The sequence below is a fragment of the Bacillus sp. FSL R5-0431 genome (assembly GCF_038002985.1).
In the GTDB taxonomy this organism is placed as follows: domain Bacteria; phylum Bacillota; class Bacilli; order Bacillales; family Bacillaceae; genus Bacillus.
Genome location: NZ_JBBOOG010000001.1, coordinates 1,831,693 through 1,858,027, shown reverse-complemented (window position 1 = coordinate 1,858,027; position 26,335 = coordinate 1,831,693). Strand labels below are relative to the sequence as shown.

Annotated in this window: 20 protein-coding genes and 1 pseudogene; 13 read left to right on the top strand and 8 right to left on the bottom strand. The window is 42.4% G+C overall.

Annotated elements, in window-relative coordinates; translation table 11 throughout:
- Window positions 1-77: 77 nt before the first annotated feature.
- From MKZ03_RS09165 to MKZ03_RS09155, 3 genes and pseudogenes are all read left to right on the top strand, one after another.
- Complete coding sequence (locus MKZ03_RS09165) at window positions 78-959, top strand: hypothetical protein (protein ID WP_307499761.1); 882 nt, start codon at window positions 78-80, stop codon at window positions 957-959.
- Complete coding sequence (locus MKZ03_RS09160; RefSeq protein WP_341031628.1) at window positions 922-1,527, top strand: DUF4166 domain-containing protein; 606 nt, start codon at window positions 922-924, stop codon at window positions 1,525-1,527. Before MKZ03_RS09165 ends, MKZ03_RS09160 begins: the two co-directional genes overlap by 38 nt.
- Window positions 1,520-3,152, top strand: a pseudogene (locus tag MKZ03_RS09155) (YndJ family protein). Before MKZ03_RS09160 ends, MKZ03_RS09155 begins: the two are co-directional and overlap by 8 nt.
- On the opposite strand, the gene MKZ03_RS09150 reads toward MKZ03_RS09155, so the two are convergent.
- Window positions 3,142-3,621: a site-2 protease family protein gene (locus MKZ03_RS09150; RefSeq protein WP_034660901.1), complete on the bottom strand. Its 480-nt coding sequence runs from the start codon at window positions 3,619-3,621 to the stop codon at window positions 3,142-3,144. The pseudogene MKZ03_RS09155 and the gene MKZ03_RS09150 overlap by 11 nt on opposite strands.
- 230 nt (window positions 3,622-3,851) lie before the next feature.
- On the opposite strand from MKZ03_RS09150, the gene csaA reads away from it, so the two are divergent.
- From csaA to MKZ03_RS09135, 3 genes are all read left to right on the top strand, one after another.
- On the top strand, window positions 3,852-4,184 hold the full coding sequence (gene csaA / locus MKZ03_RS09145) for a chaperone CsaA (protein WP_341031625.1): 333 nt from the start codon (window positions 3,852-3,854) through the stop codon (window positions 4,182-4,184).
- 513 nt (window positions 4,185-4,697) lie between these two features.
- Window positions 4,698-6,089: an MFS transporter gene (locus MKZ03_RS09140; RefSeq protein WP_307499758.1), complete on the top strand. Its 1,392-nt coding sequence runs from the start codon at window positions 4,698-4,700 to the stop codon at window positions 6,087-6,089.
- Between the two features lie 22 nt (window positions 6,090-6,111).
- Window positions 6,112-7,719, top strand: coding sequence for a glycoside hydrolase family 43 protein (locus MKZ03_RS09135; RefSeq protein WP_307499756.1), 1,608 nt, complete (start codon window positions 6,112-6,114; stop codon window positions 7,717-7,719).
- 44 nt (window positions 7,720-7,763) lie between these two features.
- Here the strand turns inward: MKZ03_RS09135 and xylR are convergent, their stop codons facing one another.
- Window positions 7,764-8,924: a transcriptional repressor XylR gene (gene xylR, locus MKZ03_RS09130; protein ID WP_034660898.1), complete on the bottom strand. Its 1,161-nt coding sequence runs from the start codon at window positions 8,922-8,924 to the stop codon at window positions 7,764-7,766.
- 213 nt (window positions 8,925-9,137) lie between these two features.
- Here xylR and xylA point away from each other — a divergent pair, with 213 nt between their 5' ends.
- From xylA to MKZ03_RS09115, 3 genes are all read left to right on the top strand, one after another.
- Complete coding sequence (gene xylA / locus MKZ03_RS09125; RefSeq protein ID WP_060596530.1) at window positions 9,138-10,475, top strand: xylose isomerase; 1,338 nt, start codon at window positions 9,138-9,140, stop codon at window positions 10,473-10,475.
- Window positions 10,476-10,510: 35 nt separating this feature from the next.
- Window positions 10,511-12,010, top strand: a complete 1,500-nt coding sequence (gene xylB, locus MKZ03_RS09120) for a xylulokinase (protein ID WP_334749385.1) — start codon at window positions 10,511-10,513, stop codon at window positions 12,008-12,010.
- 88 nt (window positions 12,011-12,098) lie between these two features.
- Complete coding sequence (locus MKZ03_RS09115; RefSeq protein WP_334749383.1) at window positions 12,099-12,782, top strand: glycoside hydrolase family 11 protein; 684 nt, start codon at window positions 12,099-12,101, stop codon at window positions 12,780-12,782.
- 245 nt (window positions 12,783-13,027) lie between these two features.
- On the opposite strand, the gene MKZ03_RS09110 is transcribed toward MKZ03_RS09115, so the two are convergent.
- Both MKZ03_RS09110 and MKZ03_RS09105 read right to left on the bottom strand, forming a co-directional pair.
- Window positions 13,028-15,070 (bottom strand): molybdopterin oxidoreductase family protein, encoded by a 2,043-nt coding sequence (locus tag MKZ03_RS09110; protein WP_307499754.1) that lies wholly within the window; start codon window positions 15,068-15,070, stop codon window positions 13,028-13,030.
- A gap of 128 nt (window positions 15,071-15,198) precedes the next feature.
- Window positions 15,199-16,395 (bottom strand): cytochrome P450, encoded by a 1,197-nt coding sequence (locus tag MKZ03_RS09105; protein WP_307499753.1) that lies wholly within the window; start codon window positions 16,393-16,395, stop codon window positions 15,199-15,201.
- Between the two features lie 468 nt (window positions 16,396-16,863).
- Between MKZ03_RS09105 and proC the strand changes: the two genes are divergently transcribed.
- The 3 genes from proC to MKZ03_RS09090 are packed head-to-tail and all read left to right on the top strand — an operon-like array spanning window position 16,864 to window position 20,094.
- The gene (proC, locus tag MKZ03_RS09100) at window positions 16,864-17,661 is read left to right on the top strand and encodes a pyrroline-5-carboxylate reductase (RefSeq protein ID WP_427847064.1); all 798 of its coding nucleotides are present in this window, start codon (window positions 16,864-16,866) and stop codon (window positions 17,659-17,661) included.
- Window positions 17,662-17,688: 27 nt separating this feature from the next.
- Window positions 17,689-18,807, top strand: coding sequence for a glutamate 5-kinase (gene proB / locus MKZ03_RS09095; RefSeq protein WP_307499752.1), 1,119 nt, complete (start codon window positions 17,689-17,691; stop codon window positions 18,805-18,807).
- An 18-nt stretch (window positions 18,808-18,825) separates the two neighbouring features.
- Window positions 18,826-20,094 (top strand): glutamate-5-semialdehyde dehydrogenase, encoded by a 1,269-nt coding sequence (locus MKZ03_RS09090; protein ID WP_341031621.1) that lies wholly within the window; start codon window positions 18,826-18,828, stop codon window positions 20,092-20,094.
- Window positions 20,095-20,157: 63 nt separating this feature from the next.
- Here MKZ03_RS09090 and MKZ03_RS09085 read toward each other — a convergent pair whose 3' ends face one another.
- Window positions 20,158-20,727, bottom strand: coding sequence for a GNAT family N-acetyltransferase (locus MKZ03_RS09085; protein ID WP_341031618.1), 570 nt, complete (start codon window positions 20,725-20,727; stop codon window positions 20,158-20,160).
- A gap of 90 nt (window positions 20,728-20,817) precedes the next feature.
- Between MKZ03_RS09085 and MKZ03_RS09080 the strand changes: the two genes are divergently transcribed.
- On the top strand, window positions 20,818-21,639 hold the full coding sequence (locus MKZ03_RS09080; RefSeq protein WP_307499749.1) for a MerR family transcriptional regulator: 822 nt from the start codon (window positions 20,818-20,820) through the stop codon (window positions 21,637-21,639).
- A 49-nt stretch (window positions 21,640-21,688) separates the two neighbouring features.
- Here the strand turns inward: MKZ03_RS09080 and MKZ03_RS09075 are convergent, their stop codons facing one another.
- From MKZ03_RS09075 to MKZ03_RS09065, 3 genes are all read right to left on the bottom strand, one after another.
- Complete coding sequence (locus MKZ03_RS09075; RefSeq protein WP_341031616.1) at window positions 21,689-23,518, bottom strand: ABC transporter ATP-binding protein; 1,830 nt, start codon at window positions 23,516-23,518, stop codon at window positions 21,689-21,691.
- Window positions 23,515-25,248: an ABC transporter ATP-binding protein gene (locus tag MKZ03_RS09070; protein WP_341031615.1), complete on the bottom strand. Its 1,734-nt coding sequence runs from the start codon at window positions 25,246-25,248 to the stop codon at window positions 23,515-23,517. The genes MKZ03_RS09075 and MKZ03_RS09070 overlap by 4 nt, the downstream gene beginning before the upstream one ends.
- Before the next feature lie 94 nt (window positions 25,249-25,342).
- The gene (locus tag MKZ03_RS09065; protein WP_044141269.1) at window positions 25,343-26,245 is read right to left on the bottom strand and encodes a LysR family transcriptional regulator; all 903 of its coding nucleotides are present in this window, start codon (window positions 26,243-26,245) and stop codon (window positions 25,343-25,345) included.
- Window positions 26,246-26,335 lie beyond the last annotated feature (90 nt).

Sequence of the window (26,335 nt, the reverse complement as noted above, 5' to 3'; positions counted from 1 at the left end):
CGAATAAAGATTTGACAGTTTTGTGAAACATGGTATGCTTGTTATGTGAAATAATTCACATAGAGGAGTAGAGGCAGATGAAAAGAAAGCCTGTTTATGTGGAAACAACCATTCATGCACCTATAGAGAAAGTATGGGAATATACGCAAAATCCAAAGCTTCATGAACAGTGGGATTTGCGTTTTTCAACCATTTCATTAAATGAATCCCAAAATGAACAGCCCCAATCCTTTTTGTATGAAAAGCATCTTGGGTTTGGTTTAAGTGTCACAGGGACAGGAGCGTATCGAACAAGAATAATGGATGAACGGAATGAGCGGGCATCTTCGCTCAAATTCAAATCGTCGCACCCATTGTCTTTTATCAAAGAAGGCAGCGGCTACTGGAAGTATATGAAAACAAGCGATCACATTGTGTTTCAAACTCAATTTGATTACGAAACGAAAGAAGGAAAAGGGTGGACATGGGCAGACCGGATTCTTTTTCGCCCGATGATAGGGGTTATGACGGCCTTTAGTTTTGGCGCATTAAAGACGTGGCTTGAAAAGGGTACGCATCCTCGGTTATTACTAGAGAGAACACTTGCTCATTACGGGATTTGTTTGCTGTTTGCCATCGTCTGGCTATGCCAAGCGGTCATCCCTTTTTCACATTCTGCTTTTGATCATAGCATGGGATTTCGATTGTTTTATGCGCTTTTAGGCGTATCATGGCTGATTCCTAAGCTGTCAAAGAAATATCTCTTCATTCTACAAAGCATTTTTCTGCTGATCATGCTTTGTATAGGGGTCCTATCCCCGCAAACGACACTTCATGAGCCGCTTGTGATGAGTGCATTTTTCATCTTGTCGATTGCAGGTATGATAAATTTAAAAGATTGTGTAGATGTATTTTCCATCAAACGAAAAAGGGGAGGTAGACATGGTCGTTCATCGTCATCAAGTAAAGGATTACGATAAACTGCATCCAAAACTAAAAGAGAGATACAACCGCGGGTTTTCTGCTGAAGGCACCATGGAGGAAATAGGCGGCGGGTCAAGACTCATTCGATTGATCTTCAGAATTGGTCCATTGTTTCGTTGTTTTTTCCCTGAGAGAGGAAAAGATATTCCTTTCCTAATTGTCAATGAGCCCTTTGTGACAAATAAGGGGGAGGAAGGGATGCACTGGTATCGAACGTTTTATTTCCCAAAGAAGGAGCGGCACTTTGATGCAGATATGATCATTGATCAGAAGGGTCATACAGTCCTAGACTACTTTGGAAAGCCTAGACTTCTTGTGTCAGAGCTTCATTTTACAGTAACAAAGCATGGTTTCTTGCGTATTCAATCCGGCCGGCAGAAGTTTTTGATGTTCGGCAGGGAAAGGCCTCTGCCTTCATGGCTTTATGGTGTGTCAGATGTAACGGAAGGATACGATGAGCATGCAGGTGAATATACCATTGATGTCCACGTGAAAAATCGCCTGTTTGGTACTCTTTTTACATATAAAGGCCGTTTTACAGAAAGGGTGTCTCATAATGAATAAGTGGCATTTGACATCCAGTCTGATCTTTATGTCTTTTTTTATCGCCACCCATTTGATGACAGGTCCGATAGCAGAATTTTTTGTTCTCATGGCGATTCTATTTTTTCTTCCCGCTGCCTTACACTTTTTTGATAAAGAAGGGAAGAAACAAAAGCCAGGGATGCTGATCGGCTTTTTAATGAAAGCCTTTCCACTAGCCGCTCTTTGTGCAACCGCTGCTTTTATCTATCATTCCACCTGGTTTGCATCGGGATGGCTTTTATATACAATCTTATTGGCGTTATTTGGCTTTTCTCGTTTGCTGAAAAGAGGAATCTTTCCGCTTCATGAGCTGATGATCGACGGCGCATGGATGTATATCGCTTTAGGCGGGCTTTGGTTTTGGCTGTACACAACAGATATACAGGTGATGACATTTTCGCCGATCATTGTTCTTTTGACCGCTATTCATTTTCATTACTCGGCTTTTTTTATCCCGCTTTTTTATGGATTATTAGGGAGACAGCGAACAAAGGAGACAGCTTTATACAAAGCGGCGGGCTGGGTGATTTTGCTGTCGCCTGTGATGATTGCTGTTGGGATTAGCTTCTCCCGTCTATTTGATACGTTCAGCGTCATTCTTTATGTGGTTGCCCTCTACATATATGGAATCCTTTGTGTGAAAACAACATTTCGGTCAACTTTCGCAAAAGGTCTTGTTGTGTTTTCTAGCTTTGTTTTAATGGGGACGATCGTGTTATCTCTTCTTTATTCAGCGGGTATGCTTATGCGCGTGACCTACATCAGCATTGATCAGATGTATTTGGTTTCATGGCAGTAACAATGCTTTTTTTGTGATTTTGCCAGGTTTAATTGGCTGGGTGATCGAAGGACCGAAGGATCAATTGAAGCAGAAGGATTTTCCGATTTCGAAAGTGCATGGTCGCTTTCATTTGATCTCTTTTCAAGAGGAAAGAGTGCACGATCGAGAGAAGCTCGGTTTAGTCGATTCACTTGATGAATTAAATGGAACGACATTTTCAGCTGATCGGGTTTCACCTGTGATTCGCAGATTTTATGAGAACCCTATGGCTTTTACGTTAAAAGCAGCCGTCAGCTTTCATTGGTGGGTGAGGCCTTTTGTTTTTTTACTTCAGCCAGTGTTTAAGAAAATAGGTCAGCTTTATTTGGGGTCATCTCGTATTCCTTATGAAATGCCGGGAAGTCTTTGTAGATTTCAACACCCTAAGGAAGAAAGAGAGAATGTGCGTGCGTGGATTCGTCACAACGAGAAAGGGGAGCAAGTCTTTTTTGCACTTTATGCTCTTCATCACGATGCAGCTGCGGGTTATATGAATATTGCGCTGCCGCTTCCGTATTCTCAGCTGACCGCCATTTTAAAGCCTTTTAATGAGAAAGAAGACTTTCTATTAAAAAGCACATGTCCAAAAGGCAGTACCGGTGACGAAGGATTGTATTTACATACGCCTTTTATCACCATGAAACTGCCAATGGAAGAAAGCTTTCATATGAAGCCGGAGACAGATCAAAGTCTCACAGCGTTACACCAAATGAAGCTGTTCGGTATTCCTTTTTTAACGATTCATTATCATATTGACAGCGAAAGTCATCATGTTAGTCAATGATGTCACATGGTTCACCGTGCCGAATGATGTTCACAATCGCTTGCCCATCACTCGGATGATGATCTGCATACTGGACTGGCAGCAGTGCAAAAAATACATAGTAGACTGAGAAGTAAGCAAATTGATAGAAAAATTGGTGCTCTGGCAGGAAATCATTGGCGATCATTGTATTCAGTATGAGAACACTGAGCAGGTTGCATAATGAACCGCCTAAGTAGACAAGAATGTGCGAAAATCGGTTATTTTTTCTCATTTCTTCATAGTGGCAAAATGCATCTAGAAAATAGATCCGTCTAATTTCAACGACGCCTACTTTCAACACTTTTTTGCCTCTGCCAAGAGCAAAGGAAACCTTTGCCCCAAACATCCACGCGACCACAATATGGCCAAGCTGATGAAGGATGGCAACGATAGGAAGAATGACGAAAAACGACCAGCAAAACGTCCACATATCCGATAATGTAAACAAGTGTTAACCCTCCCCAATATATTCGGGAGGAAGCAGTAGGATTATTTGCCATTTTACTGAATTCATTTTCAGGATGCAAACATTTAATACACGACTATAAATTTATTATGTAAACTAAAAGGGTGATTTAGCGCTGAATAGGCTTTTTGAACCTCCTTTTTGACGAAATGAATGTGCTACAATGGATAATCAATAGGTTACGTTACCTTTCGTGAAGGGGAGAGAGTCATATGGCAGATATTGAACAGTTCTTGGCGTTAGATATTCGTGTTGGGACGGTCATAGAAGCAGAATTATTTGCAGAGGCAAGAGTGCCAGCGTTGAAACTCAAGATTGATTTTGGTGAAGAAATTGGTGTAAAGCAATCTAGTGCTCAGCTGACCAAGCGTTATACAGCGGAGAATCTTACCGGCAAACAAATTGTAGCAGTCGTTAATTTCCCGCCAAGAAGAATTGCAGGGTTCAAATCAGAAGTGCTTGTCTTAGGAGGCATGCCATCAAAAGAAGACGTGGTTTTGCTAGCCACAGATGAACCGGTTGAGAATGGAACAAAAATAGGGTAAGAAAAAAGACATCTTCCTCAGAAGATGTCTTTTGCGTATTGAGGCGGAATAACCACACGCCACATTCGTATGTGTCTCAAAGAGACATGTTACCCGACTTACACAATTCAGCTCATCGCTTGATTAATATAGCATGGGATGAGCTTGAATGCAACCATTAAATGAATTCTTTCAGATTTTCATGTCATTTTACAAGATGAATGACAAGAAATCGATTATTTGGATTATTTTTTCAAAAAATATTGAAAAGTCAGATCAGATTTTATAAAATGAATTCATCTTAGTTTGTTTGGTCAATAAACTAAGATGGATTTCAAGCATTGATTCCTATATTGAAGGAGATGATTCCGTCATTCAACTGATTTGCTGCTTAAATGGGCTAAGCTGAAAGGATGAGATGTTCAGCTACATTTTTACAACAAATTGAAAGCGCTTTATATTTCCCGCATTGATTGCTGCTGCCCTCGGTCATCTGTTCGTTAGAAGAGGCTAAGTGAAGAAGGGAGAAAGCTCATGGTTAGTGAGAATTTAAAGAAGATTCGTATGTCTGAAAAAGTGGGATATGCTTCAGGGGATTTCGCATGTAATTTGATTTATGCAACTGTCTCTACGTATCTATTATTTTTTTATACAGATGTGTACGGTTTATCAGCGGCAGCAGCAGGGACGATGTTTTTGGTTGTTCGCGCCATCGATGCGCTTGCAGATCCATTTATTGGTGCATTGGTGGACCGGACGAACAGCCGTTTTGGCAGGTTCAGACCTTACTTGTTATTCGGTGCGTTTCCTTTCGTCGTACTTGCCATCCTTTGCTTTACAACACCTGATTTTTCCGAAATGGGTAAACTCATTTATGCCTACATCACGTATGTTGGTTTATCGCTTACATACACATTCATCAACGTTCCTTATGGTGCTTTAACTTCCGCAATGACAAGAAATAACCAAGAGGTTGTCAGTATTACGTCCGTTCGTATGGTTTTTGCCAATCTAGGCGGTCTAGTTGTGGCTTTTTTTGTTCCTTTTCTTGCGACCTTTTTAAGTGATACGACAGGAAATACAGCACTCGGCTGGCAGATGACGATGGCTTTTCTCGGCGTTCTTGGCGGTGCATTACTGATTTTCTGTTTTAAAAGCACGAATGAACGTGTCACGCTTCAAAAGCCAGAGGAAAAGATTAAATTCAGTGATATCTTTGTCCAGTTGCGAGTGAATCGTCCGCTTGTTGTATTAAGCATTTTCTTTATTATTATTTTTGGTGTGAACTCGATCAGCAACTCTGTTGGGATCTATTATGTGACGTATAACCTTGGCAGAGAAGATTTAGTGAAATGGTACGGACTCATTGGCAGTCTGCCAGCTTTAATGGTGCTGCCTTTTATTCCTAAGCTGCACAAGCTGTTAGGAAAGAAAAAGCTGCTGAATTATTCTTTATTGCTGAATATCGTAGGTCTTCTTGCATTACTTGTAATACCGCCGAGTCAAATCACTTTAATACTTGTTTTTAGGCTCGTCGCTGCTGCGGGGAGTATTACAGCCGGTGCTTACATGTGGGCACTTATTCCAGAGACTGTTGAATATGGCGAATATAAAACAGGGAAAAGGATGGGCGGGCTCATCTACGCGGTCATTGGGTTCTTCTTTAAATTTGGGATGGCATTAGGCGGGATTGTTCCAGGGCTTGTACTCGATCGATTTGGCTATGTCGCGAACCAAATACAGACACCAGAAGCATTACTAGGCATTTTAATTACGGTAACGGTGATTCCTGTATGCTTACTGATTTTAGCGATGATTGATATTAATTTTTACAACCTAGATGAAGAAAAACACCAAAAAGTTGTAAGGGAGCTTGAGAATAGGGATCAAGTATACATCGATCATATGGATGATTTTAAAATGTAGGTCGTGAAGAGGAGGAAGTTGAATGAAAATTACCAATCCAGTGCTCAAAGGGTTTAACCCGGACCCAAGTATTTGCCGTGTAGGAGAAGATTATTACATGGCGGTCTCTACATTTGAATGGTTTCCAGGGGTGCAAATTTATCATTCGAGGGATTTAGTCCATTGGCGGCTTGCTGCGCGTCCTTTGCAAAAAACGTCGCAGCTGGACATGAAGGGGAATCCTGATTCTGGCGGAGTATGGGCACCGTGCCTAAGCTATGCAGATGGTCAGTTTTGGCTCATTTATTCAGATATCAAAGTAGTGGATGGTCCCTTTAAAGATGGTCATAATTATTTGGTCACGGCAAGTGAAGTGGATGGTGATTGGAGTGAGCCGGTCCGTCTCAATAGCTCTGGCTTTGATCCTTCTTTATTTCATGACCAAAGCGGCAAGAAATACGTCTTAAATATGCTGTGGGATCATAGGGAAAAACACCATTCCTTTGCGGGTATTGCCCTGCAAGAATATAGCGTGACGGAAAAGAAACTCATTGGTCAGCGGAAGGTCATTTTTAAAGGCACGCCGATTAAATTGACAGAAGCGCCGCATCTTTATCACATTGATGATTACTATTATTTATTAACAGCAGAAGGAGGTACCCGGTTCGAGCATGCGGCAACAATTGCCCGTTCCTCGCAGATTGAAGGGCCTTATGAGGTTCATCCTGATAACCCCATTTTAAGTGCTTTTCACGCACCTGAACATCCGCTTCAAAAATGCGGGCATGCTTCCATCGTTCAAACGCATACAAATGAATGGTATTTGGCGCATCTCACTGGCCGCCCTATTCAATCAAGCAAGGAATCGGTTTTTCAACAGAGAGGGTGGTGTCCTTTAGGAAGAGAAACAGCGATTCAAAAGCTCGAATGGAAGGATGGCTGGCCGTATGTTGTGGGCGGAAAAGAGGGGGCGCTGGAGGTTGAAGCGCCAGCGATAAACGAAAAGGTTTTTGCTCCTACACACCATACAGTCGATGAATTTAAAGAATCAACGTTAAATAGACACTTCCAAACATTAAGAATCCCTTTTACTGATCAAATCGGTTCATTAACGGAAAAACCTCAGCATTTAAGGTTATACGGACAGGAATCACTAACATCTAAGTTTACTCAAGCTTTCGTTGCAAGGCGCTGGCAAAGCTTTTATTTTGAAGCAGAGACAGCTGTTTCGTTCTTTCCAGAGAATTTTCAGCAAGCCGCTGGTCTTGTGAATTATTATAATACGGAAAATTGGACAGCACTTCAGGTGACATATGACGAGGAACTTGGCCGCATTCTTGAACTATCTGTCTGTCAAAACCTTTCCTTTTCTCAGCCGTTGACACAAAAAATCGTCATTCCAGAGGGGGTCACGTATGTGTATTTAAAAGTGACCGTTCAGAAAGAGACATATACCTATTCTTATTCTTTTGATCAAAGAGAATGGAAGGAAATTGATGTGTCATTTGAATCAAGCCATTTATCCGATGACTTCATTCGAGGAGGGGGATTTTTTACAGGGGCATTTGTCGGCATGCAGTGCCAGGATACAAGCGGCGAGCGTCTTCCTGCTGATTTCAACTATTTCCGTTATGAGGAAACAGATAAATAAAAAAGACAACACGCTAAGAGCTGTCTTTTTTATCTATGAACCTGTCATGGTGAGAGGGTGGCATCTTGCAGGAAAGCTTCAATGACTAAAGATGTCATCCCTAATACCGGTGCGTTGTGTCCTAATGACGAAGGAAGCAGCTCTACATGTGAACTGAATTGCGTATCCATCCTTGAGGATACCTCCTCTTGAATCACACGTAAAACCGTTGGCTGTGCTTCAATCACCTTGTTTCGTAAAATAATCGCTTGCGGGTTAAAGGTATGCAGGACGTTTGTGAGACCGACGCCAAGGTAAAAACCAAAGTTGCGCAGGGCATTGAGCGTTTTCATATCATTTAACGTCGCCAGCTGTTCCAAGTCTTGATGGGAGATGGGTTGATCATTTGTTTGAAGAGACTGAAACAAGGCTTTCTCAGATGCATACAGCTCCCAGCATCCACGGTTTCCGCAGCTGCATGTTGGTCCATTAAAGTCGATGGTCATATGTCCCATTTCACCAGAAAAGCCGTATGCGCCTCTGTATAAATGATGATTGATAATGATCCCGATCCCAATGCCAGTGCCGATGCTGGCATAGATCAAATGATCATAGTGTTTAGCAGCGCCAAAGATTTTTTCACCATATGCACCCGCGTTTGCTTCATTTTCAATGAAGACGGGTACTTGGAAAGCGTCTTGGAGCGTTGTTTTCAGGTCAACATTTTTCCATTTGGAATGAGGCGTAAACACGATTTGTTCATCGGTATCCACTAACCCAGGTATACATAGGCCAATACCTATGAGCCCGTATGGGGAAGAGGGGATTTGTGCCATCAACTGCTGTATTAATTCAATTAAAATGCGTATGGTCACATCAGGAGAGCTTGATGGGAGCTTGATCTGCTCTTCATGAAGAATGGACCCTTCGAGGTCGGTTAAAATGCCGTTGACATAATCAACGCCGACATCAATCCCGATGGAGCAGCCAGCACGTTTATTAAACATCAGTAAAACCGGTCTTCTCCCGCCGCTAGACTCACCTTGACCGATCTCATAGACGAGATGCTCTTTCATTAATGTACTTACTTGAGAGGAAACAGTCGATTTATTTAATCCAGTGCGTTCAGATAATTTTGCTCTGGAAATTGGCGCATGCTGGAGAATTTCTTTTAATAATAGCTTTTGATTTATTTTTTTCACAAAGTTCTGATCAGCAATATCCACGTTATCCACTCCATTTGTTTCGTCTTTAGATTAAGTTGAAAAAAAGCTGTTTTTGTTTGCCTGTATTCTGTAAGAAGGATGATTTTAACTTTATTATAACGAAAATATTTCTAAAAAACTAAAAAATATGGAAAATTCAAAGTGAATTGATCATCAATTGAACATTAGTTTGTTGAATCAACTTACTAAATATATTCATAGGAGGAATAAAAGATGGCCAACTCAAATATGAAAACGTTACACAACTTAGAAGGAATCGGAAAAATACAATATGAAGGAAAACAATCAAAAAATCCACTCGCTTTTAAACACTATGATCCAAACGAAATGATTGGCGGAAAAACAATGAAAGATCATCTGCGCTTCTCAGTCGCTTATTGGCATACATTGACTGCAGATGGAACAGACATGTTTGGAACTGGCACGATGCAGAGAGCCTGGGACTCCTATAGCGGAATGGATTTAGCGAAAGCTAGATTGGAAGTGGCCTTTCAACTTTTTGATCTATTGGATGTTCCGTATTTTTCCTTCCATGACCGTGACATTGCACCGGAGGGGGATACGCTTCAAGAGACCAATCAACAATTAGACATCATTTTAGATAGAATGAAAGAATACATGCGGGATAGCGGAGTAAAGCTGCTCTGGAACACGGCCAATATGTTCAAGCATCCTAGATTTGTACACGGCGCAGCGACATCTTGTCATGCAGATGTCTTTGCCTATGCGGCCGCACAGGTGAAAAAAGGCATCGAAACAGCTAAAGAACTCGGCGCTGAAAACTACGTTTTCTGGGGAGGACGAGAAGGATACGATACTCTGCTGAATACAGATATGAAAAGAGAGCTTGACCACATGGCGTCGTTCTTGCATATGGCTGTTGATTATGCAAAGGAAATTGGGTACACTGGCCAATTTTTAATTGAGCCTAAGCCAAAGGAGCCAACCACTCATCAATACGATGCAGATGCAGCGACATCTATCGCCTTTTTAAAGCAATACGGATTAGATTCACATTTTAAATTGAATATCGAGGCCAATCACGCGACGCTTGCCGGTCATACGTTTGAGCATGAATTACGAGTAGCAAGAATACATGGATTGCTCGGTTCTGTGGATGCGAACCAAGGGAATACGCTGCTCGGCTGGGACACTGATGAATTTCCAACAGATTTATATGCCACAACTCTTGCCATGTATGAAATTCTGCAAAATGGCGGACTAGGAACTGGTGGTCTCAATTTTGATGCAAAAGTTAGAAGAGCTTCTTTTGAGCTTGAAGATATTTTGTATGCCCATATTGCGGGTATGGATGCATTCGCAAAAGGACTGCGGGTCGCTCATAGACTCATAGAAGATCGTGTGTTTGAAGATGTGATAAAGCACAGGTATCGCAGTTTTTCTGAAGGGATTGGCCGTGACATTTCAGAAGGAAAGGCAAACTTTCATACATTAGAAGAGTATGCGCTCAAACACCCTTTGATCAGAAACGAATCGGGAAGAGAGGAACAGTTGAAAGCCCGGTTAAATCAATATTTGTTAGAAGATTGATTGAAGGAGCGGACCTGTTTTGAAGGAGTGAAGACATGAAGTATGTGATGGGAATTGATCTTGGAACGAGCGGAGTCAAAGCAATATTAGTAGATGAGAATGGAAAGGTGTGCTGCGAGGCCTCTAAGCCTTACCGCCTCATTCAAGATAAACCTGGATATTGTGAGCAGAACCCAGAGGATTGGGTTGAGCAAACAGTGGCTGCGATGAAAGAACTGATGGCAAGACAGCCTGTTCATTCAAAGAAAGTAGAAGGCATCAGCTTTTCTGGACAGATGCATGGTCTGGTTCTTTTAAATGAATCCCGCAAGGTACTCCGCCCTGCGATTTTATGGAATGATACACGAACGACAGCGCAATGTACACGCATCACAAAAAAGCTGGGGGAACGGCTGCAAAAGATCACGAAAAATCAGGCGCTAGAAGGATTTACACTGCCAAAATTATTATGGGTAAAGGAACATGAACCAGAAATTGATCAACAAATCGACATGTTTTTACTCCCGAAAGATTATGTCAGATTTCGTTTAACAGGGTCTGTTCATATCGATTATTCTGATGCGGCTGGCACATTGCTGTTAGATATTGGAGAGCAAAAGTGGAGTGAAGAAATTTGTCAGGCATTTGATATTCCTCCTCATATTTGTCCGCCGCTTGTCTCATCAGAGGAAGAGGTCGGTACACTATTGCCGCACATTGCACGTGAGGCGGGGATCGAAGAGGGTGCAAAAGTCTTTGCTGGCGGGGCAGACAATGCTTGCGGAGCAATTGGAGCTGGCATTTTATCCTCTGGCCGCACGTTATGCAGCATTGGCACATCTGGCGTCATTCTCTCTTACGAAGAGGATCATGAAAGAGCGCTTCAAGGAAACTTGCATTTGTTTCATCATGCAAAAAAAGACGCTTTTTACACAATGGGTGTCACCCTTTCAGCAGGATATAGCCTTAACTGGGTAAAACACTTACTGGCTCCAGAGGAATCGTTCCAATCGCTTTTAGAGGGTGCGGTTGATGTCGCGCCAGGAGCGAATGGATTGCTCTTTACGCCATATTTAGTCGGGGAGAGAACACCTCATGCGGATTCTACCATTCGTGGAAGCTTGATTGGATTAGACAGCAGACATGAAAGGGCACATGTCGTCAGGGCTGTGCTAGAAGGGATTACCTTCTCGTTAAATGAATCCATCGCTTTATTCAGGCAAGCAGGGAAACACATAGATTCTATTGTCTCCATTGGGGGCGGCGCGAGAAGCCGGACATGGCTTCAAATGCAAGCAGACATTTTTCAGGCTGAGGTCATCCAGTTAGACAATGAACAAGGGCCTGCTTTAGGTGCAGCTATGCTGGCCGCCGTTGGCTGCGGATGGTATCCGTCGCTTGAGGCATGTGCAGATCAGTTTATTCATCAAGCTGCTGTCTATGAGCCAGAGCAGCAGCATGCAAGTATATATGCTGATCTATTTCATCTGTATCAAAAGATCTATACACAAACAAGAGACATCCATGCCGGGTTAGAACAATACCGTTCTGTCTAGCAAGAAAGGTTACATGAAAGGAGGTGATGGGCTCGTTTCATCTTAGAGAAGGCAGAATAATATGATGAAAAAAGGAGAGGGATGAAAAATGAATTTGAAAAGATTGAGGCTGTTGTTTGTGATGTGTATTGGATTTGTGCTGATACTGACTGCTGTACCAGCTCATGCGGAAACGATTTATGATAATAGAATAGGCACACACAGCGGATACGATTTTGAATTATGGAAGGATTACGGAAATACCTCAATGACACTCAATAATGGCGGAGCATTTAGCGCACAATGGAACAATATTGGAAATGCTTTGTTTCGAAAAGGGAAGAAGTTTGATTCCACTAAAACTCATCATCAACTTGGCAACATCTCCATCAATTACAACGCAGCCTTTAACCCAGGCGGGAATTCCTACTTATGTGTCTATGGCTGGACACAATCTCCATTAGCTGAATACTACATTGTTGAGTCATGGGGCACATATCGCCCAACAGGAACGTATAAAGGATCATTTTATGCCGATGGAGGCACATATGACATTTATGAAACGCTACGTGTCAACCAGCCTTCTATTATTGGGGACGCTACCTTTAAGCAATATTGGAGTGTACGTCAAACAAAACGTACGAGCGGAACTGTATCCGTCAGTGAGCATTTCAGAAAATGGGAAAGCCTAGGTATGCCAATGGGGAAAATGTATGAAACAGCATTAACTGTAGAAGGCTACCGAAGCAACGGAAGTGCAAATGTGATGACCAACCAGCTGATTATTCGATAAAATCAAATGAAAAAAAGCCAGCAGTTTTTGCTGGCTTCAGCGTGTAGACAAACCCTCGCATTCGTTGTCAGGTCTGCGCGCTGGTGCTCACGAATGTTAAATTCGCTCCGCGCCAGTGCTCGCCCTTCCTAGACTTCAAAGGTTTTCTATCACGCTGAAAAGAAGACAAAGTGCTAAAATAAAAATCATTTTAGCACTTTGTCAACAATCTAAAGCCAGCAGTTTTTTGCTGGCTTTTCTTCTGTCTATGATAATTTTTCAACTTCCACTCTGCCAGAAAAGAACGTCGCGCCGCCGCCCATATCTGCCAAGCGATCTGGTGTTAATCCATTGACTAAATGCTTTTTGCCTTTTTGATCTGCCCATAATCCTTGACTGACCACAACACCAGATAATACATTTTGACCGACTGATACGACCAGCTCACATTCTCCTCGATCATTCAGTACACGCACCATGTCACCGTCTTCAATCTGTCTTGCCTTTGCATCTTGTTCATTCATATGAAGCTTAGGAAACTTCTCAAGCTTTTGATGCTTTTCATGAAGTGAGAAGGTCGAGTTAAGAAAATTATGATTCGGACCTGGTATAAAGGTAAGCGGATATTCACTTTCCTGATAAAGGGGCATATAGGTTGGTAGTGCTGGATAGCCGTCTTTTTTCATTTGTTCAGAATAAAGCTCAATTTTCCCGCTTGGAGTAGAGAGCTTTAAGTCTTGGAAAGGTCCTCGTTTTGCTTTGATCCATTTCTTTTCTTTTAATGCTTCGTACGAAATGTCCTCATAATGCGGATTTTCCGGATGATGAAGGGCTTGTTCCATGAGCTCCGCATCTGTCTCGCGGAAGGCTTCATCTTCAAAGCCCATCGCATGGGCTAACAGGCGGAACACTTCCGTATTGGATTTACTTTCTCCATAGCGTTCAATCACCGGCTCTTGAATTTGAATATAATGATGCCAGTATGATGTATAGAAATCCTCATTTTCAAAAGCGGATGTTGCCGGCAGGACAATGTCTGCATACGCAGCTGTCTCTGTCAGAAATAGGTCATGAACCACTGTAAATAAGTCCTCTCTCAGCAAACCTTCTCTTACTTTATTTGCTTCAGGTGTTACAACGGCTGGGTTGCACGAGTAGACAAAGAGTGAATCAATGGAAGGAGATGCATTCGTCAGCACACTGCCTAGCTGATTCATATTAAATGATCTTGGCGTGCGTTCCTTTAATAGATCCGGCCGCTGAAGAGCTGTTTCATTATAGCTGAGAAAAGAAGAGTTTGATTTCATCGCACCGCCGCCCTTGTAGAGCCATTGACCAGTCAGGGCAGGGAGGCAGGAAATGGTTCGAATACTCATCCCGCCATTATCATGGTGCTGCAAACCATTGCCAATGCGAATGAGAGATGGCGATGTCTCTGCGTACATTCTCGCAAGTGTAAGGATGTCCTCTTTAGAAACCCCAGTGATACCCTCAACGGTGTCTGGATCATACTGCTTCACATGCTCGCGCAGCTCTTTATGACCGGTTGTATATTCCTCTAAAAAGGCTTCATCTGTCAGTCCTTCTTTAAAAAGGACATGCATGATGCCAAGGGCAAGTGCGCTGTCAGTACCAGGTCGAAGCGGAATAAACCAATCTGCCATCCGTCCGGTTTGGTTCTTGTGAACATCAATCACGACAATCTTTGCTCCTTGCTTTCGCGCTTTTTGTGCGAGGGTGATTTGGTGCATATTGGTCGACACAGCATTGATGCCCCAAAAGATAAATAGTTTCGTATGAATGGTGTCTTCTGGGTCTGTCCCGATGCTTGCACCCATTGTATATTTATAGCCAGTCGTTCCTGCTGACTGACAGATGGTCCGGTCTAACTGACTTGAACCAAGACGATAGAAAAAGCGGCGGTCCATGCCTTCTGCATTCAGATTGCCCATGTTCCCATAAAAGCTGTAAGGCAGAATACTTTCTGGACCTTTTTCTTCAATCAGCTTTGTCCATTTTTGACGAATGGTTTCAATGGCTTCTTCCCACGTAATCGGTGCAAATTGACCATCGCCTTTGCGTCCAACACGTTTCAAAGGAGTGGTCAGTCGTTTTTCATCATATAAACGGGCTGTGACATTCCGCACCTTGTTGCATATGTTGCCTTGGGTAACTGGGTGGTCTGGATCTCCCTGCACTTTTACGATCTTTCCATTTTCTTTATGTATCAAAAGACCGCACTGATCCGGGCAATCTAACGAACAAACTGATTTGAATATTCCGTCTTTCATTGCTGTATAATCGGTCATGAATTTTTGGCTCCCTTTCTGCATTCCGTTATCACTTTGTATGGACTTTATTTTAGCATGTTCGGAGATGGAAGGTAAGAAAGAGATGATGAATTGAAGAAAATGAAAAAGTCCCTCAAAAGGGACTTTTAAAAACGGGTGACCTGTACAGGAAATTCTTTTACCCCAAAAACAAATGTACTTTGAATGGGTTTTAGCTGATCTGCCGCACAGGTGATGTCTTGAAACGTCTGGAGTAAAACCTCAAGGGCAATGTTGCTCTCAAGGCGGGCAAGCGGTGCACCGAGACAAAAATGAATGCCAAAGCCAAAGCTCATATGCGGATTTGATTTCCGGTCAAGGCGGAACGTATCTGGATCGTCAAATTTCTGTTCATCGCGATTTGCAGAAGCGACCCAGCTAATGAGATAGTCACCTTTTTCAATTTTTGAGCCTGCAATCTCCACATCCTCGGCCGCGATTCGCCCAATGGCTTGAACAGGTGGGTAATAGCGTAACGTTTCCTCGGTCAATTGAGAAATAAGAGAGGGGTCCTGCCGTACTGCTTCGGCGATATGCGGCTGCTCTGTAAGCAGTCGTACTGCATTTGTAATTAAATTGGTCGTTGTCTCATTACCAGCAACAAGTAATAGAATACAAAAGCCAAGCAGTTCATTCTCGGTTAAACGCTCACCATCGATTTCCGCTTGAATGAGAAGTGAGATCAGGTCATCAGCAGGGGAGTCTTTTCGTTTTTGGATTAAGTGAGCAAAATAAGCGGACAGCTCTTCCTCTGCGCGTTTCTGCATATCGACAACTGCCTGAATGGCTTCTTTTGATTCATCCTTAGCACCTGCCACTAGGGCATCAGAATGTTTCTTAATCAGTTCTCTATCTTTTACCTCTGCACCGAGAAGCTCAGCAATAATCATCACAGGCAGGGGAGCTGCTAGATCTTGCACGATATCAAACGTACGTTGATCCTTGACTTGTTGCAGCAGGTCATGTGTCAGGTCTTTAATCTTACCTTCTAATTGCTTGATCGCTTTTGGCGTGAATGCTTTATTCACGAGTGCTCTCATCTTTGTATGTTTTGGAGGGTCCATTGTTAAAATACTCGTTTTCGAGGTGCTTCTTCCTCGCTGTGATGAGAACACTTTCGGCTGCTTGAGAACAGACTGGATATCCGCATATCGAAAGAGATCCCAGCACTTTCTTGTCTCATCATATCTCATATCACTCTGCGCACGTAGCTCATTGTAAATAGGGAATGGGAAAAGAAGGTCATCGGTAGAACGGATTTCTTTCATTGGAATGACATTGACATAGTTTTCTTTCACTTTCATTATGAACGCTCCTTTTTCACTTGGTTTCTCTTTCACCGTATCACCAGTAAAATGTCATTTCAACGGACATGTTTTCTAAAATATGTCAATAGTCTAATCGGAAGATTCAAGCACATTCATCGTATAGGAAAATAGAAAGTCATTAAAAATGAGCGCTTTCTAAAAAATAGAATTGAAGTCACCGAATCAAAAATAAAATGAGGAATTCAGTCGAAAGAAAGGGTACTATGATGCGAATACGAATAGTTCTTTTGGTCTAAATTGTTGTTTCGTAAAAGCGCAGTCAGCATACATATAGCAAGCGGTTCGCTATACAATCGGGACTTTTGAAAAGCACTAGCTCTTTCTTGACACGATTTCTCATCATGTTACGATAACTAACGTGTGAAAAACACGAACAAAAAGCGAACAAGGGAGAGGATCCATATCATTGATCAAAAGAAAGTTGCTTTCATTGGAGCAGGTTCTATGGCGGAAGGAATGATTGCAGGGATTGTGCGATCAGGACAGATGCCGCTAGGCCAAATTTACGCAACAAACAGACAAAATCAACATCGATTGAATGAACTAACGAAACGATACGGAATACAAACAGCCACAATGGATTCTTTTCCTTTTGAAGAAATGGATATGTTGATCCTGGCCATGAAGCCAAAGGATGCTGAAACAGCACTTGAATCGTTAAAACCTCATATTCAGAGAGACCAGCTGATCATGTCTGTCCTTGCAGGCGTTAAGCAATCATATATTGAAGATATGCTGCATGAAGGGCAGCCTGTTATGAGGGTGATGCCCAATACGTCAAGTACGATCGGGGCTTCAGCGACCGCTTTATGTGCTGGACGTTATGTGAAAGACGACCATATCAGCATGAGTCAGGCTCTTTTATCTGAAATGGGCGAAGTCTATACCATTCAGGAAGAGCAAATGGATATTTTCACTGGAATTGCCGGAAGCGGCCCAGCCTATTTTTATTTCTTAATGGAGAGAATCGAAGAAGCGGGAGTAGAAGCAGGTTTATCTAAGGAATTGTCTCGTCAAATTGGTACGCAGACACTTCTCGGTGCTGCGAAAATGCTGCAAGAAACAGAGGAAGACCCTTCTACTCTAAGAGAGAAAATTACGTCACCAAATGGAACAACGGCTGCTGGATTGAATGCATTAGATGATTTTGGCGGTGGAGAAGCGATCAAGCAGGCCGTCAAACATGCTGCTAATCGATCAAAAGAGATCAGCAATCAGCAAAAACAAAAAGTATCTATATAAATAGAACTCAGGTACAGGAGTGATAAGGTGTACGCAGATAAAGAGAGAAAACGAATTGTTGTGAAAATCGGAAGCAGCTCTCTTACTAGCTTTCAAGGGGAGATTAGTTTAAAAAAACTAGAAAACCTCGTCAATCAAATTGTGAAACTCAAAGATGCAGGACACGAAGTCATTTTGGTTTCATCTGGTGCGGTTGCAGCTGGTTACCGAAAACTAGGATTTATCGATAGACCCAAAACACTGCCGGAAAAACAGGCATCTGCCTCAATTGGGCAAGGCCTTTTAATGGAATCATATTCTACTTTATTTTTATCACACGGTTATATTGCCTCACAGCTTTTAATCACAAGAAGTGATTTTTCAGATGAAACGCGCTATCAAAATGTGCGCAACACGATGAATGTGTTATTAGACCGAGGCATCATCCCAATTATTAATGAAAATGACACAGTGACGATCAATCGGCTGAAGTTCGGAGATAACGATACATTGTCTGCAAAAGTAGCTGGATTGATTGATGCGGATTTCCTTGCCATTTTATCTGATATTGATGGCTTGTATGAAGATAACCCGCATACAAACCCAAATGCGAAGAGAATTCTTGAAGTCACAGACATCACAGAAGACATCGAAGCAGCGGCTGGAGATGCAGGCAGCAGTGTGGGTACAGGCGGAATGAAATCAAAGCTCGATGCGTTTAAAATTTCCATGGCCGCTGGCATCAATGGCTTTTTAGGAAAAGCGGATACGCCTCACATTTTAGATAAAGCGATCAATGGGACAGAGGACGGCACTTATTTTACGGCTGATGAAAATTTAGCTCCGCTGAATTACAAGAAGCAGTGGATTGCCTTTCATTCTGGACCAAAAGGCGAGATCGTTGTTCAAAAAAAATCACAGGAGCACCTCATGCACCGCGAGAAAAGCCTTGATTCCGATGGCATTGTCAATGTAAAGGGTTCGTTTAAAAAAGGCGATGTCGTCCGTATTTTAGATCAAGATGGAAGAGAAATAGGGCTTGGTATTGTGAATTATCCATCTGATGAACTTGCACTGAGCAGTGACTCGTTACAGGATGAAGTGGTTCATGTCGTCGATCTTGAAGCGTTTGTTTGTCATTTAGATTTATCGATACCAGTTTGCTAACCAAAAGGGAGGAATTTCATGACACTGACAGCTGAAGTTGTCACATCGGTCAAAGAAAAAGCAAAAAAAGCAAAGCACGTTTCAAAAAAACTAGGTTTACTTCATACAGAGGATAAAAACGAGGCGCTGCTTAAACTAGCAGAAGCGTTAGAACAAAAAAGCACCTTCATTTTACAGGAGAACCAAAAGGATGTAGATGCCGGGAAGGAAAAGGGCTTCTCAGAGGCACTCTTGGATCGTTTAATGCTAAATGAAGAAAGAATTCATGAGTTTGCTGAAAGTTTGCGGCTTGTGACGAGATTAACAGATCCTGTTGGAGAAATATTGGATGAATGGACTCTTGAAAACGGCTTGCACGTGAAAAGCCGAAGAGTACCGCTCGGCGTGATCGGGATGATCTATGAAGCGAGACCGAACGTCACTGTCGATGCAGCAGGGCTTGCCCTCAAGGCAGGTAACGCAGTGATTTTAAAAGGCGGTTCCTCCGCTATTTCTTCCAACAAAGCCATTGTCCGTGTCATTCATGAAGCATTGGATCAAACAAAGATCCCGCGTGATGCGGTGCAATTGATTGAACAAACAGACCGTTCATCGGTTCAAGCGATGTTCCATCTGAAAGATTGGATCGATGTCTTAATTCCGCGAGGGGGAGCTTCTTTAATCAAAACAGTGGTTGAACAATCCACCATTCCCGTCCTTGAAACAGGGACAGGAAACTGCCATGTCTTTATTGATCAAACAGCCAATGTAAAAAAAGCCATTGAGATTGTCATCAATGCAAAAACGAATCGTCCGGCTGTATGTAATGCACTTGAGACGCTGATCATCCATCGTGATTGGCTGAAAGAGAATGCTGCATCATTGAATGAAGCTCTGCTGGAGCACCATGTCACTGTACATGGTGACGAGGCAGCACTGTCTCATTTTTCAAACGCCATTCCTGCTGAGGAAGTGGACTGGACAGATGAGTATTTAAGTCTTGATCTTGCAGTAAAGGTAGTCGATTCAATCGAGGAAGCCATACACCATATTGATCAGTACGGTACAAAACATTCAGAAGCCATCGTGACAGAAGATGAAAAGCAGGCACTCACGTTTTTAAACACAGTCGATGCGGCGGCGGTTTATCATAACGCATCTACCCGCTTTACAGACGGCGGCGCACTTGGATATGGGGCTGAAATTGGCATCTCCACTCAAAAACTGCATGCAAGAGGTCCAATGGGACTTCCTGCACTCACGACAACGAAGCTGCTTCTGTCTGGTGACGGTCAGATTAGAGGCTAGAAGAGATTCAAGAAACACTACCTTTTTTATGGGGTAGTGTTTTTTAGTGTATGATGAAGATTTTCATTTGTTAGAGCAAGTTTTCTTCATGACTTTCTCAAATTTAAAGAATTCAAATTCCTCAGGTGCTGAAAGCTCATTTTCTTGATCATCTGCATGAGGTTCGTTCGGGTCTCGATGCTGCATGTGATAAAACTCTACAATTTGAAAGCCGCACTTATTGACATAAAAATGAATGTTGCGTTTTTCAAAATACGGGGTCACAACCTCCCATACCATCGTTTCTGGATATTGCGCCTCAATGGCTTTCCATGCTGCCTGACCAATGCCTTTTCCGTGTGAGGATGAAGAGATGTATAACAGGTCAACTGAGTTGCGCTGTGTCTCTTGATTGATTTTGATGACAACTCCGCCTGCCTTTTCACCATTTAGCATAATATGATAAACAATGTGTTCATTTGATTGAAAAGATTCATCAATCACTTCATCTGGAGGAATCGGTCCATCATGCGCATCGCCAAATGCGTTGATCACGCCAGCTGTAAAAGCTTTCTGCAGCTCTTTTTTCATAAAAGGGAAATCCTCTTTATTTGCATGTGCTAATGTCACTTCATGTTGAGTTATGTTGTTCATGTTTTTATCCTTTCCCAGCATAGTGGTGGTTCTGCATGTTATCATGATAAAGGGTGGAGTAACTCCATAGTCAAGAGAGGAGCCTTAATCATGATCAATGATGTGCAAAAAACGTTTTTCACTGGAGAATTTGCCAAGCTATTTGATGTAAAAAAAGATACTCTGTTTTATTACGATAAAATTGATTTATTTAAGCCAGCTGGTGTCCATGAAAATGGGTACCGTTACTATACACTCGAGCAATTTGATCATTTTATAGCGATTCAATCCCTTCGAGCTGTTCAATTTCCGATAAAAGAGTTAAAACAATATTTTACAGAGCCTTCCCGCGAAAGGCTTCAAAGCCTAGCAGCCGAACAAATAGAAAAGGTCAAACAAGAGATTGAAAAACTTCAAGATATCCAGTCTTTTCTTATGCGGGTGATGGAGACGACGCAAGAACTATCATCTATAAAAATAGGAGAGGTTCTGTTTCAAGAGATGCCAGAAGAACCTGTTGTATTAAGTGCATCGAACCCAATTGACATGAATACATCCGTAGAAGAAATATCACGTATTGTTGGAAAATTTCTAAAGGGAATTGGTATAAAAGGTGCTGCGGCAAATGGTGCTGTCTTAAAAAAGGAGCAGTTTCTTCAGCGTCACTATCATCAGTCAGATCGGCTGTTTTGCCGAATGGAAGCGCCGGGAGCAGTTAAAAAACCTGCCGGCCTCTATGCGGTGATGTATGATCAAGGATCATATGAGGAGATTGAATCTGCTTATTCGCGCTTGTTAGATGAAATCGAGAAAGAGGAAATGATGCTGGATGGAGATGTATTTGAGGAGTATTTGCTTCATTCACTCATGTCTAAAGATGAAGCAGAGTATATAACGAAACTCAGTGTAAAAGTGAAAAAGCGAGCTGATTAACAAAAAAGAGGATAGACCGCATGGGTGCGTGTCTATCCTCTCTTTATATTTAACCCACTTGATCCTCCGAAAATTGGCTCATATATAAGTCTGCATAAAAGCCTTTTTGTTTCAAGAGTTCACTGTGCGTTCCTTTTTCAATGATGGTGCCATCTTTCATGACTAAAATAAGGTCGGCATCCTTGATCGTCGACAGCCTGTGTGCAATGACGAAGCTCGTTCTGCCTTTCATCAATTTATTCATCGCTTTTTGAATGTGCATCTCTGTCCGTGTATCCACATTGCTCGTCGCTTCATCTAATATCAAGATCTTTGGATCAGATAAAATCGCACGTGCGATGGTTAACAGCTGGCGCTGACCTTGGGACAGGTTGCCGGCATCTTCTGTTAAGAGTGTGTCATATCCGTCTGGTAGTGTGCGGATGAAGTCATCAGCATAAGCATGTTTGGCAGCTTTGATGACATCCTCTTTTGAGACGTTCTGCCTGCCATAGGCAATATTGTCGTGAATCGTTCCTTCAAAAAGCCACGTATCCTGAAGAACCATCGCAAATAAGTCGCGTACTTGCTGACGGCTGAGGTCAGTTGTTTTGACGCCGCCGATGCGGATAGAGCCTTGATCTAATTCATAGAAACGCATTAAAAGATTGATGATGGTTGTTTTTCCAGCGCCTGTTGGCCCGACAATAGCAACCGTTTGTCCTTCTTTTACATCTAAAGTCAAATCTTTAATAATCGGATGGTCTTTTTCATACCCAAATTGAACTTGTTCAAAGCTCACATCGCCTGAAAGTGATTCAAGATCAATTGCTGCATCTTCCTCGGCACTTTCTTCTTCCTCATCGAGGATTTCAAATACCCTTTCAGCAGAAGCAATCGCTGATTGAACCAAGTTGGCGACGCTTGATGCCTGCACGAGCGGTTGAGACATTTGCTGCGTGTATTGGATAAACGCCTGCACATCTCCGACACGAATATTCCCATTAATGACAAGAATACCGCCGGCTACACTGACTGCCACATAGCCAAGGTTCCCGATAAACGTCATCAATGGCATCATTAAACCAGAAATGAACTGCGCTTTCCTTGATGATTCATACAGCTGTTCGTTTAATTGATCAAACGTATCAATCGCTTTCTTTTCGTAGCCATACGCACGAACCGTCTGGTGTCCTGTGAACATTTCATTAATATGTCCGTTGATCATCCCGAGCTCTTTTTGCTGCGCTTTAAAATGCTTTTGAGAAAATGACGTAATGCCGCGAATCGCAAACAGGCTGAGCGGCAGCGTTAAACAAACAAGCAAGGTAAGCAGCGGACTAATCAATAGCATCATGACGACAATCCCAATGACCGTAATGACAGATGTAATCACTTGGGTGAGTGCCTGCTGAAGCGATGTATTAATATTATCGATATCATTCATCACACGGCTCAGCGTGTCCCCATGGGTTGTTTTATCAAAATACCGAAGGGGGAGACGTGTGAGCTTGTCATTTGCTTCTTGCCGTAATTCAGCAATGGTCTGTTGGGAGACACCCGCCATCACATATTGCTGAACGAATGAAAAGAGAGAGGCAATGACATATAGCGCGACAAGCAGTAATAAAATACGTGAAATGACATCAAATTGAACAGCTGTTCCTTGAGTAAAGCTGTCAAACAGGGAAGAGGTGGCATCCCCTAGCAGCTTTGGACTAATGACGTTAAAGACGGTTGAACCGACCGCTGCAATGAAGACAATGATCAATTGAATTTTCCTCGGTTTTAAATAACCAATCAAACGAAGCAGTGTTTTCTTAAATTCCTTCGGTTTTGTGACAGGTTCTCTAGGGTGGCCGCCTTTATGGCCCATGCCGGAAGACATTTTCTTACTCATCCTCGCTCCACCTCCTGACCTTCCTGGGATGCAACAATCTCTTGATAGACAAGATTGTCCTTCAGTAATTGTTCATGTGTTCCGATACCTGCGATTTTCCCATCATCTAGTACGATGATTTTATCACTATGCTTCACTGTGCTGATTCTTTGCGCCACAATGATGAGGGCTGCATGCGCTTTTTCAGCTTCTAATGATGCCCGAAGCTTCGCATCTGTTTTGTAATCAAGTGCTGAGAAACTATCGTCAAACAGATAGAATGACGGCTTTCTCACTAGCGCTCTTGCAATAGAAAGACGCTGCTTTTGACCGCCAGATAGATTCGATCCACCCTGGTCAATTTCCGCATTGATTCCGCCATCTTTTTGCAAAACAAATTCTTCTGCCTGCGCCGTTCGCAGCGCCTGCCAGACGTCTTCATCGCTTGCATCCTGCCTGCCAAAGCGCACATTATCGGCAATGGTTCCGCTAAATAAAACCGCTTTTTGAGAGACATAGCCCATCTGGCTTCTTAGTTTCTCCTGAGGCAGCTCTCTAATGTCTACACCATCTAGTGTAATCCGGCCATCTGTTGCTTCATAAAAGCGTGTCATCAGCTGGAGAAGGGTGGTTTTCCCTGAACCTGTACTTCCGATAATAGATGTCGTTTCGCCAGTTTTGGCTTCAAACGTAATGTCTTGAACTGCCGGTTTCTCAGCATTTGAGTAATAAAATGACACATCCTCAAAACGAATGGATTGGGCTGGCGCGCGCAGGTCAGTAACAGTTCCTTCATTGTCTTTAATCTTCGGTTCCATGTTTAACACTTCGTTCATGCGTTTAGCTGATGCTTGTGCTCTTGGAACCATAATAAAGCTCATCGACAGCATAATAAGTGCCATTAAAATCATCATCGCATATTGAATGAAAGCAATGAGATTCCCAACTTCCATCTCTCCGGCATCAATTCGGTTTGCACCTAGCCAGACAATGCCGATATTCGTGAAGTTCATGATGATCAGCATAAATGGAAACAAGTAAGCCATTAATCGGTTGACTCTAAGGCCAGTATCCTTGTAGGATGTGTTGGCTTCTTGAAAACGCTCCTTTTCATCATCTACACGGTTAAAAGCACGAATGACCCGGATGCCTGAAAGAGATTCTCGCATAATTAAATTCAGCCGGTCTGTTTTCTTCTGAAGCTGGCCGAATAATGGAATGGCTTTTCTCGATACCAAATAGATAAATCCGCCAAGAAGGGGAAGAGCTGCTAAAAAGATGAGAGACAGGACAGCATCTCGGGATACAGCCAAAATAATTCCGCCCACAAGCATGAGCGGTGCTCTCGTCATCATTTGTAAAATCATGATCGTGACATCTTGGACTTGTTTCACATCATTTGTTGATCTTGTAATAAAGGAAGACGTCCCGATCCTTTGAAATTCTTCTAGTGAAAATTGTTCGACATGCACAAACAGCTGTCTTCTCATATCACGCCCGAAGCCAAGTGCAGTCTTTGATGACAAGTAAGACTTCCAGATCGTGAGCAAGATGGCAAGTAAAGAACAGGCCACCATCCAGCCGCCAACCTTCCATATGTAAGCAATATCTCCTTGGACGATCCCGACATCGACGATATCTGCCGTAAGCGTCGGTAAATACAGCTGGAGCATGCTGCTTAAAAAGGTGAGGATCACAATGGACACAACGGATAGCCGATACGGCTTTAAAAACGATAAAATTGATTTCATAAAAATACCTTTCTTCCATATAGTGTGTTGTTCTGTAACCCATCATATACAAAGAGGGATTATTTCCACAAATGAAATGTCCTGTTTTAATAAATTATTTATATTGTTCAATTTTAGAAAAGAAATCCTTCACAAACACATAAAAATCATGGGCAGAAGGAGACATTTCTCGTGACTTAGACGCAATAATTCCAACCGTTCTTCTCACTTGCGGAAAATCGATCGGAATTTTCGCTGTAAATCGCGGTGTGGTTTCATAAAAGGCGCTTTCGGGTAATAAGGTAACGCCCATACCCGCTGATACAAGACCTTTAATGGCGTCTAAATCCTCTCCTTCAGATGAAATGGTTGGCTCATAGCCTGCCTGCTTGCAAGCATCAACTGCAATTTGTCTCAGCACATACCCTTCAGGAAATAACACGAAATGATCCTTTCTTAAATCACTTAAATGAATACTCCTTTGTCCGCTAAAGGGGTGGCTAACCGGCAAAAGGGCATAAATGCTTTCTGAAAACAAAATATTTCCTTCTATTTGAGGATCGTTTGTTGGTACGGGTCCTAAAAAGGCGAGATCAATATCCCGATTTTTTACAGCTTCAATGAGAAATTTATAGGATCCTTGACGAAGTAAAAAATCGACCTCTGGATATTCCTGCTTAAAGGCGGAAATGACAGAAGGAAGCACTTGGCTTGCTAGACTTGTAGGAAAGCCGATATTCACCGTTCCTTTGTGCGGATCTAAGTATTCATCAATTTGCTCTTTCGCATAATCAATGGCTTTTAGTGCCGTTCTGACATGATCTAAAAATTGTCTGCCGATTTTCGTTAATTTGATATTTCGGCCTTCTCGTTCGAATAAGGCCACTCCAAGTTCTTCTTCTAAATTCGCAATCTGCCGGCTGATAGCAGATTGGGCGACATGTAAGTTTTCAGCCGCTTCTGACACGTGCTCACGGTCTGCGACTTCTACAAAATAACGTAACTGACGAAGCTCCATTTTTACACTTCACACCCATCTATCTCAAAAAGAGATTGTTTTCATCTAAATTATATATTGTTTATATTAATTTGAAAACTTAAAATAAGT